This window comes from Izhakiella australiensis, from assembly GCF_002006995.1.
Classification (GTDB): Bacteria; Pseudomonadota; Gammaproteobacteria; order Enterobacterales; family Enterobacteriaceae; genus Izhakiella; species Izhakiella australiensis.
The window spans coordinates 39532-56253 of record NZ_MRUL01000021.1 but is presented as its reverse complement, the minus strand read 5'-3'; the positions used below and the strand labels follow the sequence as shown (position 1 = coordinate 56253).

Below are 16722 nucleotides of genomic sequence, written 5' to 3'. Positions count from 1 at the left end.
ATTCCTTTTCATATATGTTTGTGCTGAGAGTAAGGAGTATGGGAGCTCCCGCCCTCATTTTTATGCATTACAGCAAGGTGCAGCAAGAATTCACCGATCAAAATGGTCGCGACAACCCCTGCCAGAACCGGTCCACTGTAGGCCCAATCCAGCTGCCAGCTAATCAATGCAGGGAAAATAAATATCACCACGGCCTGCAGGATAATCAGAAAGCAAATGCTGCTGAGCACCCACTGCACCAGAGCATTTCCCGGTACTTTAAAAGGGCGAGGCGTCGCTGGATCGCTGATGCGAAGCTTGATAAAGGCAGGAAACATAAACAAATAAGGCAGCAGAAATATACAGCTGGAGAAAGCAAAAACCGACCAGAACAGCTCGTCGCTGTCTTGAGCAAAGAGAGCATAGGCCGCAATAACCAGCGTCGAAATGATACCGGTAAGCATGTTAGCCCCGACCGGCGTGCCGTGTTTGTCTGACATTTTAGCAAATACCGCGGGCAGTTCCCCCTCCCCAGCAGCTTCGGCCGCCGCGCGACTGGCCCCCATAGTCCAGGTCACCATATTGCCGAGAAACGTCAGCAATGCCATGGTCCCTACCAGATAAACCATTGCAGAACCCAGAACGGAATTACCGAATAGCTTATGCAGCGTGTCGACAATTCCGCCGACCAGGCTAATATTTTCCACCGGCAGCGCCATCAGGATGCCGACGGTGCCAAATACATACAAAAATGCCGTAATGCCTGCGGCAAGGAAAATAGATTTCGGCATGTCATTAACGTCTTTCATCTCTCGGGTCATCGTCGCAACCAGCTCAAACCCCATCAGGTTGAATACCAGAGCCGGCAGGAATGATACGCCCGTATCCAGGCGGGGCAGGATAGCCGAGAAGCTGAACTCGTTGGCGACGCCATGTCTGAATGCATAAATACAACCGCAAACGCCCAATACGCCAATTACCGAAACTTTAAGAATAGCCCCAACGTTTGATACCCATACGCCAACGTCAACCGATACATTACATATCCAGACGGTCAACCACGTGAGGGCAATACATAAAATAATCAACCACAGCAGCGGCAATTCAGGAAAGAAAAGATTAGCAAACATGCCTGCACACATAATATAAACCGCAGGCATCCACAAACCCACGTTCACCCAATAGAACCAGGTTGTACGCACGGCCCAACGATAGTTGAACGCTTTTTTCACCCAATCATATATTCCCCCCTCCCCCGGATAGGTTGTACCCAGCTCTGAGGTAATAAGCCCGTAAGGTATAACAAAAACAATCAATGTTACCAGCCACCAGCCAATTGCGCTGACGCCTATAGAGGCCGAAGCGGTCAAAGTATCAATAACTATAACTGCGCAAAGGCTAAACAGCGCAAGGCTGCCGACCCCGAGTTTCCTACCAGAAACTTGCGTATCCATGGGTTATCTCCGTTAATAATTATCATGTATTTTAGATTGTTAACCGGCTAATACTCCCTGCCAATATAGGTTTATTGCTTCACCGGCGAGAAAACCAGAATCAATTATCGAAAAATAACCACACCCGGATATAAAATTCGTGAACAAGGCCGTAAATATCCGAAAGTAATTTTAGCGACCAGATATCATTGATTCTGGTCAAATCTAAACCCACGTCCCTCGCGCTACTTTTAATAAAACAAATCATAGAGAGCTAAAGGAAAAAATATGAACGAGGAAAAACCCGTACTGGTCGTTGCCGTAGGAGGCAATGCTTTATTACAGCGCGGTGAGCTGATGAGCTATGAGAATCAGAAAAAAAATATAGACATCACCGCACGTTCTTTGGCTGAGCTTAATAAGTCCTGGAAGGTCGTCATTGTCCATGGTAATGGACCGCAGGTTGGTCTGCTGGCGCTTCAGGGTTTGTCTTATCGCGATGTTCCGCCTTATCCTATGGATGTACTGGGCGCGGAAACGCAGGGAATGATTGGTTATATGTTAGCGCAGTCATTGCACCAATATATTCCCGAGATGACAGTCAGCACCCTGTTAACCCAGGTCATCGTCGATCGGAACGACGCCGCATTTAAAGATGCAAATAAATTTATCGGACCGGTTTATAGTGAGCAGATTGCCAAAGAAAGAGCGCAGGAATTTGGCTGGCAGATCAAACCCGATGGCGAATACTGGCGCCGCGTTGTTCCCTCGCCAGCGCCGCAATATATTGTCGAAATTGATAGCATTCATGCGCTACTAGCCGCCGGTCACATGGTCATCTGCTGCGGTGGCGGTGGATGCCCGACGGTGGCTCAAGCGCAGGGGCTTGAAGGGATTGAGGCCGTCATTGATAAAGATCTTTCAGCCGCGACGCTCGCTAAGCAGCTAAATGCCAGTCATCTTTTGATTTTGACTGATGGTGATAACGTATGCGTTAACTGGGGAAAACGCGATGAAAAACCCCTGCATGATATTAGCGTCGAACAGATTGAAAAGTACGAATTTGCTGCCGGCTCAATGGGCCCGAAAGTCACCGCGTGTTGTGATTTTGCCCGCCAGACATCGGGGATCGGACATATTGGTTCACTGCATAAAGCGGCGCTGATTATGGCAGGCAAATCAGGCACACATATTCACCTGTAACAGAAGCTAAAATGAGAAAAGAACCCACAGAACATCGTCTGCAAAGAATTCGTGAGGCAGCAGTGCAGCTTGCCTCACAACGCAGCGTAAATATGATATCGATTTACGATGTCGCTCGTGAGGCTGCCATTGCAGCCTCCACCGTTTATCATCATTACCCGAATATTGAAGCATTGATCTGTGAATTAATGAATGATGTTTTTCGTGATTTTTCCGAAATTCTGCAACATGCGGTTGATGACAGCCAGGTAAAACACTGGACTGATATCAACCGTATGATTGAGAAAAGCTTCGTCAACTATTATCGTAATACGCCTCTGGTTCAACATATCCTTTTAGGGCAGCATACCTATTCCTCGATTCGTCATGCCGATGCGCAAAACGACTTGCTACTGGGTAAGCAGGTTGAGGATATATATCAACGTTATTTCATACTGCCGGCGCTGCCACAAGATGTGAATATATTTTCTATTGCATTGCAGGTTGCGGATAAAGTCTATTCTATGAACTATCGGGAAGGCGGCGAAATTGCGCCCGAAATGGCACGCGAGGCGATTATTATTACTGAAGCTTATTTAGGTTCTTACCTCCCTAAAAACCTGGCTCGCGTTATATAAGTCGTCACTTCACCCGATAAAATTCCCGTACAGCATTTAATCCTGCCGCATCAAATCATCTTAACACTGATGTTAACTGAAATAAAATCTTCACTACCCTATTCAACCTCATCAAACCAGAGCCAGTTCCGGCTCATCTTCATTTTTCTTTATGATAAAAACTAACACATCAGCGTTTTATTCCCTCATTAAAACTCACTATCGAAAAACAGCCCCAGAACGACAGAATAACAGGCATGATGTCATGATTATTATTGATTTAAGGAAATAAAAACCGATTTCTGATTCTGATTGAAGAAAAATAAATTCAGCCTGTCAATAATACTCTCCGTAACCTTTATATATGCCTCGCTGGCATCTTATTTTAGACAACAAAGGAGCTGTTTATGAGATTACCATCATCCAGCGCTACTGATTTGCATAAACCAACCCTGCGCCACTTCCTTAATACTCAGGATTTTAGTAAACAGGAACTGTGCGATATTCTGCAACTGATGACGCTGCTAAAACAGGCGCGACGCGATAACGCCGTGCCGCCACTGTTTAAAAATAAATCCGTCGCGATGATCTTCGAGCAACCGTCTACCCGCACGCGAGTCTCATTTGAAACTGCCGCAACCATTCTGGGCGGCCACGCGCTATTTCTTTCACCAAAAGATATTCATCTGGGCGCCAAAGAGTCACTGGAGGACACCGCGCGGGTTCTGTCTCGCATGTGCGATGTCATTATGGCGCGCGTCAATCATCATGAAACGGTGGCAGGTCTGGCGGAACACTCTACGGTGCCGGTAATTAACGGCCTGTGTGACTGGCTGCATCCAACGCAGATTATGGCTGACCTGTTTACCATGCAGGAACATCTGCCAGAAGGTAAAACGCTCAGCGACCTGACCGTCGCCTTCGTGGGCGATGCAACCAACGTTGCCTCATCGCTGATGTTCGCCTGCACCCAGTTTGGCATGACCTTTAAGCATATCTGCCCCGAACGCTTTAAAGCGCCGCAGAAGTGGATTGATATCGCGCTGAATAACTGCGAAACCTCCGGTGGTAAACTGGTGATTACCGATGATACCAATGCCGTTAAAAATTGTGATGTTGTTGTCGCGGATAGCTTCTACTGGTTTGGCCAGGAGGATGAAAAAGATATTCGCTTATCCACTTTTATTCCGGACTATGTCGTCACGGAAGAAATGATGCACAAAGCCGGCCCCAATGCGCTTTTCATGCACTGCCTGCCAGCAAACGATCAGCGTGAATGCACCCGTGAGGTTATGGAGTCAGCCAATTCGATCATCTTTGACGAAGCGGAAAACCGCCTGACCGCGCAAATGGCCCTGCTGGTCTACTTTAGCCATAAAGATATCGCGATCCCTTCACAGGAGCGCAAAATTGAGCATTATTACCGGCTGCACTCATTTTTAGGCGAGCTGTAGCCATTTAAGGTTCAGACTTAAATAAAAAAGAGAGGAGCCGTTAAGCTCCTCTCTTTTTTCAGGCCGTCAACACAAAGACTTATTCGTCGTCTGCGGCTGGCTCATCATCGCTGTCAGCTTCAGGGGCGATTTCATCCTCGCCCTCTGCGATGCTGCCGTCAATGGAATCCAGCTCTTCGTCTTCCACCGGCTCTGCTACGCGCTGCAGGCCCACTACGTTTTCATCTTCAGCGGTGCGGATCAGAATAACGCCCTGGGTGTTACGACCAACCACGCTAACCTCAGACACCCGGGTACGCACCAGCGTACCAGCATCGGTGATCATCATGATTTGATCGCTGTCGACCACCTGTACGGCGCCCACCACCGGTCCGTTACGCTCGGTCACTTTGATCGAGATAACGCCCTGGGTTGCACGCGATTTGGTGGGGTATTCGTCGTTTCCGGTACGCTTACCATAACCATTCTGGGTCACGGTCAGGATGGCGCCCTCGTCACGCGGTACGATTAACGATACCACGCGATCGCCTTCGGCCAGCCTGATACCGCGCACGCCGGAAGCGGTACGGCCCATCGGACGCACTGCCTGCTCGCTAAAGCGCACCACTTTACCACCGGCCGAGAACAGCATCGCCTCATCCTGACCGTTGGTGAGCGCCACGCCGATCAGCTCATCGTCTTCACGCAGATTAACCGCAATGATACCGGCACTGCGCGGGCGACTAAACTCATTGAGCGCGGTTTTCTTCACCGTACCATTGGCGGTCGCCATAAATACGTTCCAGCCTTCGGCATACTCCCGAACCGGCAGGATGGCGGTAATACGCTCGTTGGCTTCCAGCGGCAGCAGGTTGATAATTGGGCGACCGCGCGCGCCGCGACTGGCTTCCGGCAATTGGTAAACCTTCATCCAGTAGAGTCGGCCACGGCTGGAGAAGCAGAGAATGGTGTCGTGGGTATTCGCCACCAGCAGCCGGTCGATAAAGTCTTCGTCTTTAATTCTTGCGGCGCTGCGTCCCTTGCCGCCACGACGCTGCGCTTCATAGTCGCTCAGCGGCTGATATTTCACATATCCCTGATGCGACAGCGTGACCACCACGTCTTCCTGGTTGATCAGATCTTCGATATTGATATCCGCGCTGTTCGCGGTAATCTCGGTACGACGCTGGTCGCCGAACTGCTCGCGCATGGCCTCCAGCTCTTCGCGAATCACTTCCATCAGGCGCTCTGCGCTTTCCAGAATGCGCAACAGCTCGGCGATCTGCTCCAGCAGCTCTTTATACTCATCCAGCAGCTTCTCGTGCTCAAGGCCCGTCAGCTTCTGTAAACGCAGGTCCAGAATGGCCTGAGCCTGCTGTTCGGTCAGGTAATACTGACCGTCGCGAATGCCATACTGCTCTTCCAACCACTCCGGACGTGCGGCGTCATCGCCAGCGCGTTCAAGCATTGCCGCGACGTTACCCAGGGCCCACGACTGCGCCATCAGGCCCGCTTTAGCTTCAGCCGGCGTCGGCGCACGGCGAATAAGCTCAATAATGGGATCGATATTCGCCAGCGCAACCGCCAGTCCTTCAAGGATATGGGCGCGGTCGCGCGCTTTGCGCAGTTCAAAAATGGTGCGGCGGGTAACGACTTCACGACGGTGGCGCACGAAGGCTTCAAGTATGCCCTTGAGCGTCATAATTTTCGGCTGCCCCTGATGCAGAGCAACCATATTAATACCAAAAGAGATCTGCAGCTGAGTCAGCGAGTAAAGGTTGTTGAGCACAACCTCGCCAACCGCATCACGCTTCACCTCGATAACGATACGCATACCATCTTTATCGGATTCATCACGCAGCGCGCTGATGCCTTCAACGCGTTTATCCTTCACCAGCTCGGCGATCTTTTCGATAAGACGCGCTTTGTTAACCTGGTAAGGGATTTCGTGGATGATGATGGTTTCACGACCGCTTTTAGCGTCAGTCTCCACTTCACCGCGAGCGCGGATATAAATCTTACCGCGTCCGGTACGGTAGGCCTCTTCAATCCCACGACGACCGTTGATAATCGCGGCGGTTGGGAAATCGGGTCCGGGAATATGCTCCATCAGACCTTCAACCGAAATGTCTTCGTCATCAATGTAAGCCAGGCAGCCATTGATCACTTCGGTGAGGTTATGAGGAGGAATGTTGGTTGCCATACCTACCGCGATCCCTGAAGCGCCATTGATCAGCAGGTTCGGGATTTTGGTCGGCATCACTTCGGGGATCTGCTCGGTACCGTCGTAGTTTGCGACAAAATCGACGGTTTCTTTTTCCAGATCCGCCTGCAGCTCATGGGCGATTTTCGCCATGCGAACTTCGGTATAACGCATGGCCGCGGCGGAGTCGCCGTCGATTGAACCGAAGTTACCCTGGCCATCGACCAGCATGTAGCGCAGTGAGAAGGGTTGAGCCATACGGACAATGGTGTCATAAACAGCAGAATCACCGTGGGGGTGATATTTACCGATGACATCACCAACGACGCGGGCCGATTTTTTGTAAGCCTTATTCCAGTCGTTACCTAATACATTCATCGCGAACAGTACGCGACGATGCACCGGCTTCAGTCCGTCACGGACATCCGGCAGCGCGCGGCCAACGATAACCGACATCGCGTAATCCAGATAAGAGTTCTTTAACTCTTCTTCAATATTGACCGGTGTGATTTCTCTGGCCAGGTCGCTCATGTAGGCGCTTTCCTTCTAAATTATTCCCGGATTCAAAGGTGCAAAATAATATCACATAGTGCTCTGCGGGTGAATGAAAAGCGTGGTGCAAAAGCGGAAATAGCGCTTTTTTGCCGTCCTGCCCATTTAATGCAGAACGCGATATACTCGCGCAAAATTACGTGGAGTGGTAAGCCTATGAGTACGCAACAGCAAGCCAGTTTGAAAAATGTTGATAGTCAGGAGATCGCTAAATTTGAAGCGCTGGCTTCACGCTGGTGGGACACCGAGGGCGAGTTCAAGCCGCTGCACCGGATTAACCCGCTGCGGCTGGGTTACATTGCCAGCCGCGCTAACGGTCTGTTTGGTAAAACGGTGCTCGACGTCGGCTGCGGCGGCGGTATTTTAAGCGAAAGCATGGCGCGCGAGGGCGCGAAGGTTACCGGTCTGGACATGGGCGGCGAGCCGCTGGCGGTGGCGCGGCTGCACGCTTTAGAGAGCGGCCTTGAGCTCAGCTATGTCCAGCAAACCGTTGAGGATCACGCCGAACAGTATGCCGGCCACTACGACGTAGTAACCTGCATGGAAATGCTGGAACACGTTCCCGATCCCGCCTCGGTGGTTGCGGCCTGCGCACGGCTGGTAAAACCGGGCGGTGAAGTCTTCTTTTCCACCATTAACCGCAACAGCAAAGCCTGGCTGATGGCCATCATTGGCGCGGAATATGTGCTGCGAATGGTGCCGCGCGGCACTCATGACGTGAAAAAATTTATTCGCCCTGCCGAACTGTTGCGCTGGGTCGATGAAACTTTGCTACGCGAACGCCACATTATCGGACTGCATTTTAATCCGTTTGCCAATAAGTTCTACCTCGGTCGCAATGTCGACGTGAACTACATGCTCCATGCCCAGCGTCCCCAGGATAGCTAAACGGGCGCATCGTCGCCGAAGACCTTCGGCGACGTCAAAACAACCATAATAAATTGTTAGCACCAGCCTGGCTGACAGATCGTTTTACTGTTTTACAGGCCAGCGACAACCGATCAGACTGCCTGTAATTTTTAAACGCGGCGCACATCCAGCAACAGGTTAGTTGTGGCGAAAAATAAGCCAGTCGTTAACTGCATGCACAAGAAACCAGCGCTCGATCAAATTTTAAAAGATTGATAATCGCGCTTGACAGTAATCACAACCCTTTGGCTATGCGGTATTGAGTTAATTCGGAATTGCTAACCTCAAAATTTTCTAAAAATCAAGGCTTGTAGCCGTCGGGGAAATTACTAAAATACTCACCATCTAGTGATTCATTCATCCAGTACCCCCTATATATAGTGTTTATTCACAGAGTTACCCACACCGTAACGGTGTGTGAATAAACCGGGGATACTTTCTTATTACGGACAGGGTAAAACGCGACATGAATCAGAGTCTGCTTGTCACTAAACGCGATGGCCGCACCGAACGTATTAATCTCGATAAAATCCACCGCGTCCTTGACTGGGCTGCCGAGGGACTGAACAACGTATCCGTTTCACAGGTTGAGCTGCGTTCCCATATCCAGTTCTATGAAGGAATCAAAACGGCGGATATCCATGAAACCATCATCAAGTCAGCCGCCGACCTGATTTCCCGCGACGCGCCGGATTATCAGTATCTCGCCGCCCGCCTTGCCATCTTCCATCTGCGTAAAAAAGCCTACGGACAGTTTGAACCGCCGGCGCTGTACGACCAGGTGGTGCGTATGGTGGAGCTGGGCAAATACGATCGCCATCTGCTGGAAGACTACAGTAAAGAAGAGTTCGAGCAGATGGACGGCTTTATTGACCACTGGCGCGATATGAACTTCTCCTATGCGGCAGTGAAGCAGCTGGAAGGTAAATATCTGGTCCAGAACCGGGTCAGCGGCGAAATATACGAAAGCGCGCAGTTCCTTTACATCCTGGTGGCGGCCTGCCTGTTCTCCGGCTATCCGCGCGAAACCCGTCTGGATTACGTCAAACGTTTCTATGATGCCGTCTCTACCTTTAAAATTTCACTGCCTACGCCTATCATGTCAGGTGTGCGCACGCCAACCCGCCAGTTCAGCTCCTGCGTTCTGATCGAGTGCGGCGATAGCCTTGATTCAATTAATGCCACTTCCAGCGCCATTGTGAAATACGTTTCCCAACGCGCCGGTATCGGCATCAACGCCGGACGCATCCGTGCGCTGGGTAGCCCGATCCGCGGTGGCGAAGCGTTCCATACCGGCTGTATTCCGTTCTATAAGCACTTCCAGACGGCGGTTAAATCCTGCTCACAGGGCGGCGTGCGTGGCGGTGCGGCCACCCTGTTCTACCCGATGTGGCATCTGGAAGTTGAAAGCCTGCTGGTGCTGAAAAACAACCGTGGGGTGGAAGGCAACCGCGTGCGCCACATGGATTACGGCGTGCAGATCAATAAGCTCATGTATCAACGCCTGCTGAAAGGCCAGGATATCACGCTATTCAGCCCGTCCGATGTGCCCGGCCTGTACGACGCGTTCTTTGCCGATCAGGAAGAGTTTGAGCGCCTTTACACCCGTTACGAGCAGGACAACAGCATTCGTAAACAGCGCCTGCGCGCGGTGGATCTGTTCTCGCTGATGATGCAGGAACGCGCCTCGACCGGCCGTATCTACATTCAGAACGTCGACCATTGCAACACCCACAGCCCGTTCGATCCCACCATCGCGCCGGTACGTCAGTCCAATCTCTGCCTTGAAATCGCACTGCCGACTAAGCCGCTGGAAGATGTGAACGACGAAAATGGCGAAATCGCGCTCTGCACCCTTTCGGCTTTTAACCTCGGCGCCATCGACGGCCTTGACGATCTGGAAGAGCTGGCAACGCTTGCGGTACGCGCTCTTGATGCCCTGCTCGACTATCAGGACTACCCTATTCCAGCGGCGCAGCGCGGCGCTATGGGTCGCCGTACGTTGGGCATCGGGGTGATTAACTTCGCCTACTATCTGGCAAAACACGGCGTCCGTTATTCTGATGGCAGCGCCAACAACCTGACCCATAAGACCTTTGAAGCTATTCAGTTTTATCTGCTGAAAGCCTCCAACGAGCTGGCGAAAGAGCAAGGCGCCTGCCCGTGGTTTAGCGAAACCACCTATGCGCAGGGTATTCTGCCAATTGATACCTATAAGAAAGATTTGGATGCCATCAGCAACGAGCCACTGCACCTTGACTGGGAAACGCTGCGCGAGCAGATTAAAACCCACGGTCTGCGCAACTCGACGCTTTCCGCGCTGATGCCGTCCGAAACGTCATCGCAGATTTCAAATGCCACTAACGGCATTGAGCCGCCCCGTGGCCATATCAGTATTAAAGCATCGAAAGACGGCATCCTGCGCCAGGTTGTGCCTGAGTACGAGCGTCTGAAGCAACAGTATGAGCTGCTGTGGGAAATGCCTTCCAATGATGGCTACCTGCAGCTGGTTGGAATAATGCAGAAGTTTATCGATCAGGCGATTTCGTCTAATACCAACTACGATCCCTCGCGCTTCCCGAACGGCAAAGTGCCGATGAAACAGCTGCTGAAGGATCTGCTCACCGCCTATAAATTTGGCGTAAAAACCTTGTACTACCAGAACACCCGCGATGGCGCGGAAGACGCTCAGGATGATCTGGCCCCCTCGATTCAGGATGATGGCTGCGAAAGCGGCGCATGTAAGATTTAAAGCCGGACGGGAGAGTCTTTCTCCCGTCTTTCTGACCTTATGGTATGGCGGATTCGCTCCGCCCCTTACTGCTGGACAACACAATGGCTTACACCACATTTTCTCAGAACAAAAACAATCAGCTGGACGAACCGATGTTTTTTGGCCAGCCGGTCAACGTCGCTCGCTACGACCAACAGAAATACGATATTTTCGAAAAATTAATCGAAAAGCAGCTCTCCTTTTTCTGGCGCCCGGAAGAAGTTGATGTTTCACGCGACCGCATCGATTATCAAAGCCTGCCGGAACATGAAAAACACATTTTTATCAGCAACCTGAAATACCAGACGCTGCTGGACTCCATCCAGGGTCGTAGCCCTAACGTTGCCCTGCTGCCGCTGATTTCCATTCCGGAGCTGGAAACCTGGGTCGAAACCTGGGCGTTTTCAGAAACAATTCACTCCCGCTCTTATACCCATATCATCCGTAATATTGTTAACGATCCGGCGCTGGTTTTTGATGACATCGTCACCAACGATCAGATTCTGGCCCGCGCGCAGGATATCTCGAAGTATTACGACGATCTGATCGAAATGACCAGCTACTGGCACCTGCTGGGAGAAGGCGCTCATCAGGTTGGCAACAAAACGGTCAACGTCTCCTTATATGAGCTGAAAAAGCAGCTTTATATCTGCCTGATGAGCGTAAATGCGCTGGAAGCGATTCGCTTCTATGTCAGCTTTGCCTGCTCATTCGCTTTCGCCGAACGCGAACTAATGGAAGGCAACGCCAAGATTATTCGCCTGATCGCCCGCGATGAAGCACTGCACCTGACCGGCACCCAGCATATGCTTAACCTGATGCGCAGCGGTGAAGACGACCCGGAAATGGCGCAGATTGCTCAGGAGTGCCGCCAGACCTGTTACGACCTGTTTAAAGATGCCGCGAATCAGGAAAAAGAGTGGGCGGAATATCTGTTCCGCGACGGTTCTATGATCGGGCTGAACAAAGATATCCTCTGCCAGTATATCGAATACATCACCAATATTCGTATGCATGCAGTGGGTCTCGAGCTGCCGTTCGAAACCCGCTCCAATCCTATTCCGTGGATAAACAGCTGGCTGGTGTCCGATAACGTTCAGGTTGCGCCGCAGGAAGTCGAAGTCAGCTCTTACCTGGTTGGACAGATTGACTCAGAGGTCAACGACGACGACTTCAACGATTTCCAGCTCTGATCATGGCAGACATTATGGTGGAACCGACAATTACGCTGCGCTCAACGGGCGCGCGTATCCCCTGCAAGGAACAGCATGGTTCGCTACTTGATGCCCTTGAATCTCATAAGGTGTGCGTTGAGTACCAGTGCCGGGAAGGCTACTGCGGTTCGTGCCGGACGCGTCTGCTAAAAGGTGAAGTCTGCTATGCCAGCAAGCCGCTGGCCTTTATTCAGCCGGATGAAATACTGCCTTGCTGCTGCCAGGCCAAAGGCGATATCGAAATCGATATGTGACCTTGCCGGGCCGTAACCGCCCGACAAGAATTACAGCTGTTTTTCCTCAACCACCTCAACCCAGCCGTAACCGCCGGTTGCCGGCTTACCCTGCAGCCAGCGGCGCAGCATATTCATGGCGGTCATGGCGACGGTTTCCTGACGAATACGCAGGCTGTGTCGCTGCAGATTAAGCTTTACCCGCTGGAAAAAACAGCCCTGCGGCGTGCGCAAAACGAAGGGAATCGTTTCATCATCCAGCTGTGAACCGACCACCAGAGCCAGCGCACAATCCTGACAGCGCTCAGCCATCGCTTGCGGCGTCTCATGCAGCACGGGCAGCACTTCGCCATAGCCGAGCGGCGCGCCGGCAGAGGTAAGATGCCAGCTCAGCAGGCCGCCGGTGTAATTTTCGCTGATGCCCAGCGTCAGTCCACGCGCGTTAAGCTCGTCGGCAAGTTGCACTGGCAGCGGCTCAGTTCCTTCAAAAATCAGGCTGTCGCCGGCGATTTTGCGCACTTCAGGCCAGACCATTTCCATTTGCGCGCGTATTTCCGCCGGGCCGGTCAGCTTAAGCTCAATGATCGGCATAGAAGAGCGGTAGCCCATCACGGCCCCCTGCGGCAGCGTCAGGGCTTCCAGTTCGCTGGCCAGTGAGCTTTCACCACGGCCAAAAGTCGTCAGCCGCAGGCAAATCGGTCCCGGCGCAGGGGCAAAACGGGCTTTAATTCGCGGTACGATCTGCTGTTCAACCATCAGCTTAAATTCAGAGGGTACGCCCGGCGTAAAGAAAATCCAGCAGCGATTTAGCTGCATGGCGAAACCGCAAGCGGTGCCAACGGGATTATCCAGCATCTCGGCATTTTGCGGAATTTCAGCCTGCTTGCGATTACTGGGCGCCATCACCCGGCCGCGCTCGGCGAACCAGCTCTCCATGGTGGCCAGCCACTGCGAATTCATTTCCAGTTTGACGCCAGCCGCGGTGGCCGCCGCCAGCGAGCTAAGATCGTCACTGGTTGGCCCCAGGCCGCCGTTAACGATCAGGACGTCGGCGATCTGACTACGCTGCTGCAGGGCGGCAACCAGCTCTTCCAGCTTATCGCCCACGGTCATACGGCTGGTCATTGGCAACCCTTCGGCAAAGAGTACCTCCGCCAGCCATGCTGCGTTGGTATCGACAATCTGCCCGTGTAATACCTCATCGCCGGTAGCCAGCATTTCAACTCTGATCATTTTCGCTCCGTCCGCTGTCGTTGAGCTATCCATTGTGTTGGGGTCAATAAGGAAATTCAACTGGTTATGGCAGGGCAAAACAAAACGGGAGCACCAGGCTCCCGTCAGATAACATCATAACTTGCTTAGCGCCGGGACAGTAATAATCCCAGTACCAGCCCGACGGTAGCGCCGACGCCAATGCCGTGCCAGGGTTTTTCATGCACATAGTCATCGGCACGGTAAACGGCCTGTTTGGCACGGACATAATAGGTATCGGAGGCGTTGCTTATCCGATCTTTTACCTCATTCAGCGTGCTTTCAGCTTTTTTCTTCAGCTCAATATATTTCTCGTCAGCCGGGTCACCGGATGAGGCCAGAACTTCTTCCAGCGTCTCAGTCAGCAGCGCCAGATCGTCATCCAGGCGAGTTTCAAACGGCTCAGCAGATGTTGCCATATATTCCTCCGTGCTTGTTGATATCTCTTCCCCCTCCCCTTTAATGCCGGAGCATGAAAGCTGACGGGCCAGTTATTAACTATAGACAATTATTCCCCTCCTGCGCTGACCTCAGGCCAGGAATGCGCCGATTCGTCCTCTCTGCGTCAGGCTCTGAAGCTGTCAGTCGCCCGGAACCGGTCCCGAATCACCGCCAGAGATGGAAAAAAACTTCGCTTCTTTGATTTATCTGATAAATTTCCACTGTACTGAATTTTTAAACTGACGCGATGTCGTAACTGCGGTAGCCTGGTTCGTCCGGCTACAACTGTAATGTGCCGCACATGACAGTCACTCCAATCCTCGTTCAGCAAAGGGAAATACTTCTGGCATGAATCGTAGAATGTTTATGAAAGCGTCCATGGCCTTCGCAACCCTTAGCGGTATGTCTGGCCTGTCCACGCTGTTCGCGCGCTCCGCGTGGGCGGATGCCGATATCGCCGACGGCACGGCGAAACAATTTGACTTTGACGTTCTGAAAAAACATGCCGCTAGCCTCGCCAAAAAACCCTACGGCGGGGCCCCGGCGCCATTACCTGCAACGCTCGCAAATCTGACGCCACAAGCCTATAACGAAATCGCCTACGACCCGGGTCACTCTCTGTGGCACAACATTGATGGTCGTAAGATGGACGTGCAGTTTTTCCACGTCGGTATGGGATTTAAGCGCCGTATCCGCATGTTTTCAGTCGACCCGGCAAATCGCGAAGCGCGTGAAATTCACTTTCGCCCGGAATTGTTTAATTACAATGACGCCCACGTCGACGCCAAACAGCTTGAAGGCAAAACCGATCTGGGCTTTGCCGGATTCCGCGCATTTAAAGCGCCGGAGCTTGGCAGCCGCGATATCGTCTCCTTTTTGGGCGCCAGCTATTTCCGCGCCGTTGATAATACCTACCAGTATGGTCTGTCAGCTCGCGGCGTTGCGATTAACACTTTCAGCAACGGTCAGGAAGAGTTCCCGGATTTTACCGCCTTCTGGTTTGAAACGCCGAAAGCCGGAGACACCACCTTTACCGTCTACGCGCTGCTGGACGGGCCAAGCTGTACCGGCGCCTTCAGATTCATTATCCACTGTGAGGAAAAACAGGTGGTGATGGAAATCGAAAACAATCTGTATGCCCGCAAAGATATCAAGCAGCTGGGTATCGCGCCGATGACCACCATGTTCAGCTGCGGAACCAACGATCGCAGAGTGTGTGACACGATTCATCCGCAAATCCATGATTCCGATCGTCTTGAAATGTGGACAGGCAAAGGCGAATGGATCTGCCGTCCGTTGAATAATCCCCAGCGCCTGACCTACAACTCTTTTGAAGATGAAAATCCGAAGGGCTTCGGCATGCTGCAGACGGATCATAACTTTGATGATTATCAGGACGTCATCGGCTGGTATAACAAACGTCCGAGCCTGTGGGTTGAACCCATCGGCAAATGGGGCAAAGGGGCGATCGACATGATGGAGATCCCCACCACCGGCGAGACCCTGGATAATATTGTTTGCTTCTGGCAGCCTGCTGAAGCGATCGCCGCCGGCAGCGAGCATAGCTTCTCCTACAAGCTTTACTGGAGCAGCCTGCCGCCGGTACAGAGCAATCTGGCGCGCGTTTACGCTACGCGCACCGGCATGGGTGGCTTTCCTGAAGGCTGGGCGCCCGGTGAACACTATCCCGAAGTGTGGGCGCGCCGCTTCGCCGTTGACTTTGTCGGCGGCGACCTGAAGGATGCCGCGCCGAAAGGCATCACGCCGGTGATTGATGTCAGCTCCGGGACCATCAAGCAGGTGGAGATCCTGTATGTCGAGCCCTTCAACGGCTACCGCATTCTGTTTGACTGGTATCCCAACAGCCCTTCAACCGAAGCGGTAAACATGCGCCTCTATCTGCGCACCGGCAGCCAGACATTGAGCGAAACCTGGCTATATCAGTACATTCCGCCGCCGCCGGATCAACGCAAATACATCGACGATCGGCAAATGCACGCCTGATAAACCACACGCCCTCCCCTCGGAGGGCGTTTTTTTAGCGGTTCTGCATATCAATATGCGGGATGCCATCTTCCAGATAAACCTCACTGACCGCCTGAAAGCCAAAATGGCCGTAGAAGTGCTGCAGGTGCGCCTGCGCCGAAAGAAACACCGTGCGCTGTGCCCAGTGTTTCTGGCAGCTGTCCATGGCCTGAGCCATCAGCTGCTGGCCCAGGCGTAATCCCCGTAACGACGGTGACACGATAACCCGGCCAATTTTTACCGGTTTATTCTGCCCTTCCGGTGCCAGTATGCGCGCGCAGGCAACAATATTCCCCTCCAGCGTGCCGAGGATATGGCGGTTGTCCCCCTGCAGATCCAGATTATCAATATCCAGATACGGGCAGTTTTGCTCAACGATAAACACTTGATTGCGTAACGCCAGCAGCGCATAAAGCTGATGGGTCGTGAATTCGCGGTGATGAAGATCCTGCCACTCCAGATTCATAAATAACGCTC

The 16722-nt window shown here is 52.3% G+C and carries 13 protein-coding genes; 8 read left to right on the top strand and 5 right to left on the bottom strand.

Features of this window, described 5'->3' with window-relative positions:
• Nucleotides 1–8: 8 nt before the first annotated feature.
• Nucleotides 9–1433, bottom strand: a complete 1425-nt coding sequence (locus BTJ39_RS20605; RefSeq protein ID WP_078004600.1) for an APC family permease — start codon at nt 1431–1433, stop codon at nt 9–11.
• A 267-nt stretch (nt 1434–1700) separates the two neighbouring features.
• Here BTJ39_RS20605 and arcC point away from each other — a divergent pair, with 267 nt between their 5' ends.
• From arcC to ptcA, 3 genes are all read left to right on the top strand, one after another.
• Nucleotides 1701–2615, top strand: coding sequence for a carbamate kinase (gene arcC / locus BTJ39_RS20600; RefSeq protein ID WP_078004599.1), 915 nt, complete (start codon nt 1701–1703; stop codon nt 2613–2615).
• Nucleotides 2616–2626: 11 nt separating this feature from the next.
• Nucleotides 2627–3232, top strand: a complete 606-nt coding sequence (locus BTJ39_RS20595; protein WP_078004598.1) for a TetR/AcrR family transcriptional regulator — start codon at nt 2627–2629, stop codon at nt 3230–3232.
• 386 nt (nt 3233–3618) lie between these two features.
• Complete coding sequence (gene ptcA, locus BTJ39_RS20590) at nt 3619–4665, top strand: putrescine carbamoyltransferase (RefSeq protein ID WP_078004597.1); 1047 nt, start codon at nt 3619–3621, stop codon at nt 4663–4665.
• Nucleotides 4666–4744: 79 nt separating this feature from the next.
• Here ptcA and gyrA read toward each other — a convergent pair whose 3' ends face one another.
• On the bottom strand, nt 4745–7378 hold the full coding sequence (gene gyrA / locus BTJ39_RS20585; protein ID WP_078004596.1) for a DNA topoisomerase (ATP-hydrolyzing) subunit A: 2634 nt from the start codon (nt 7376–7378) through the stop codon (nt 4745–4747).
• Between the two features lie 177 nt (nt 7379–7555).
• Between gyrA and ubiG the strand changes: the two genes are divergently transcribed.
• From ubiG to yfaE, 4 genes are all read left to right on the top strand, one after another.
• Nucleotides 7556–8287, top strand: a complete 732-nt coding sequence (gene ubiG, locus BTJ39_RS20580) for a bifunctional 2-polyprenyl-6-hydroxyphenol methylase/3-demethylubiquinol 3-O-methyltransferase UbiG (protein WP_078004595.1) — start codon at nt 7556–7558, stop codon at nt 8285–8287.
• 487 nt (nt 8288–8774) lie between these two features.
• The gene (nrdA, locus tag BTJ39_RS20575) at nt 8775–11060 is read left to right on the top strand and encodes a class 1a ribonucleoside-diphosphate reductase subunit alpha (protein ID WP_078004594.1); all 2286 of its coding nucleotides are present in this window, start codon (nt 8775–8777) and stop codon (nt 11058–11060) included.
• A gap of 83 nt (nt 11061–11143) precedes the next feature.
• Nucleotides 11144–12274 (top strand): class Ia ribonucleoside-diphosphate reductase subunit beta, encoded by a 1131-nt coding sequence (gene nrdB / locus BTJ39_RS20570; RefSeq protein ID WP_078004593.1) that lies wholly within the window; start codon nt 11144–11146, stop codon nt 12272–12274.
• Nucleotides 12275–12288: 14 nt separating this feature from the next.
• Nucleotides 12289–12549 (top strand): class I ribonucleotide reductase maintenance protein YfaE, encoded by a 261-nt coding sequence (yfaE, locus tag BTJ39_RS20565; RefSeq protein WP_078004618.1) that lies wholly within the window; start codon nt 12289–12291, stop codon nt 12547–12549.
• 30 nt (nt 12550–12579) lie between these two features.
• Here the strand turns inward: yfaE and BTJ39_RS20560 are convergent, their stop codons facing one another.
• A complete protein-coding gene (locus tag BTJ39_RS20560; RefSeq protein WP_078004592.1) occupies nt 12580–13761 on the bottom strand; it encodes a nicotinamide mononucleotide deamidase-related protein YfaY in 1182 nt (393 codons plus the stop codon).
• Nucleotides 13762–13886: 125 nt separating this feature from the next.
• A complete protein-coding gene (elaB, locus tag BTJ39_RS20555; protein WP_078004591.1) occupies nt 13887–14198 on the bottom strand; it encodes a stress response protein ElaB in 312 nt (103 codons plus the stop codon).
• A gap of 370 nt (nt 14199–14568) precedes the next feature.
• Between elaB and BTJ39_RS20550 the strand changes: the two genes are divergently transcribed.
• Nucleotides 14569–16224 carry a glucan biosynthesis protein D gene (locus BTJ39_RS20550; RefSeq protein WP_078004590.1) on the top strand — a complete coding sequence of 552 codons (1656 nt, stop codon included), beginning with the start codon at nt 14569–14571 and terminating at the stop codon, nt 16222–16224.
• Nucleotides 16225–16258: 34 nt separating this feature from the next.
• Here the strand turns inward: BTJ39_RS20550 and BTJ39_RS20545 are convergent, their stop codons facing one another.
• Entirely contained in the window at nt 16259–16711 is a 453-nt protein-coding gene (locus tag BTJ39_RS20545) for a GNAT family N-acetyltransferase (RefSeq protein ID WP_078004589.1), read from the bottom strand.
• Between the last annotated feature and the right edge of the window lie 11 nt (nt 16712–16722).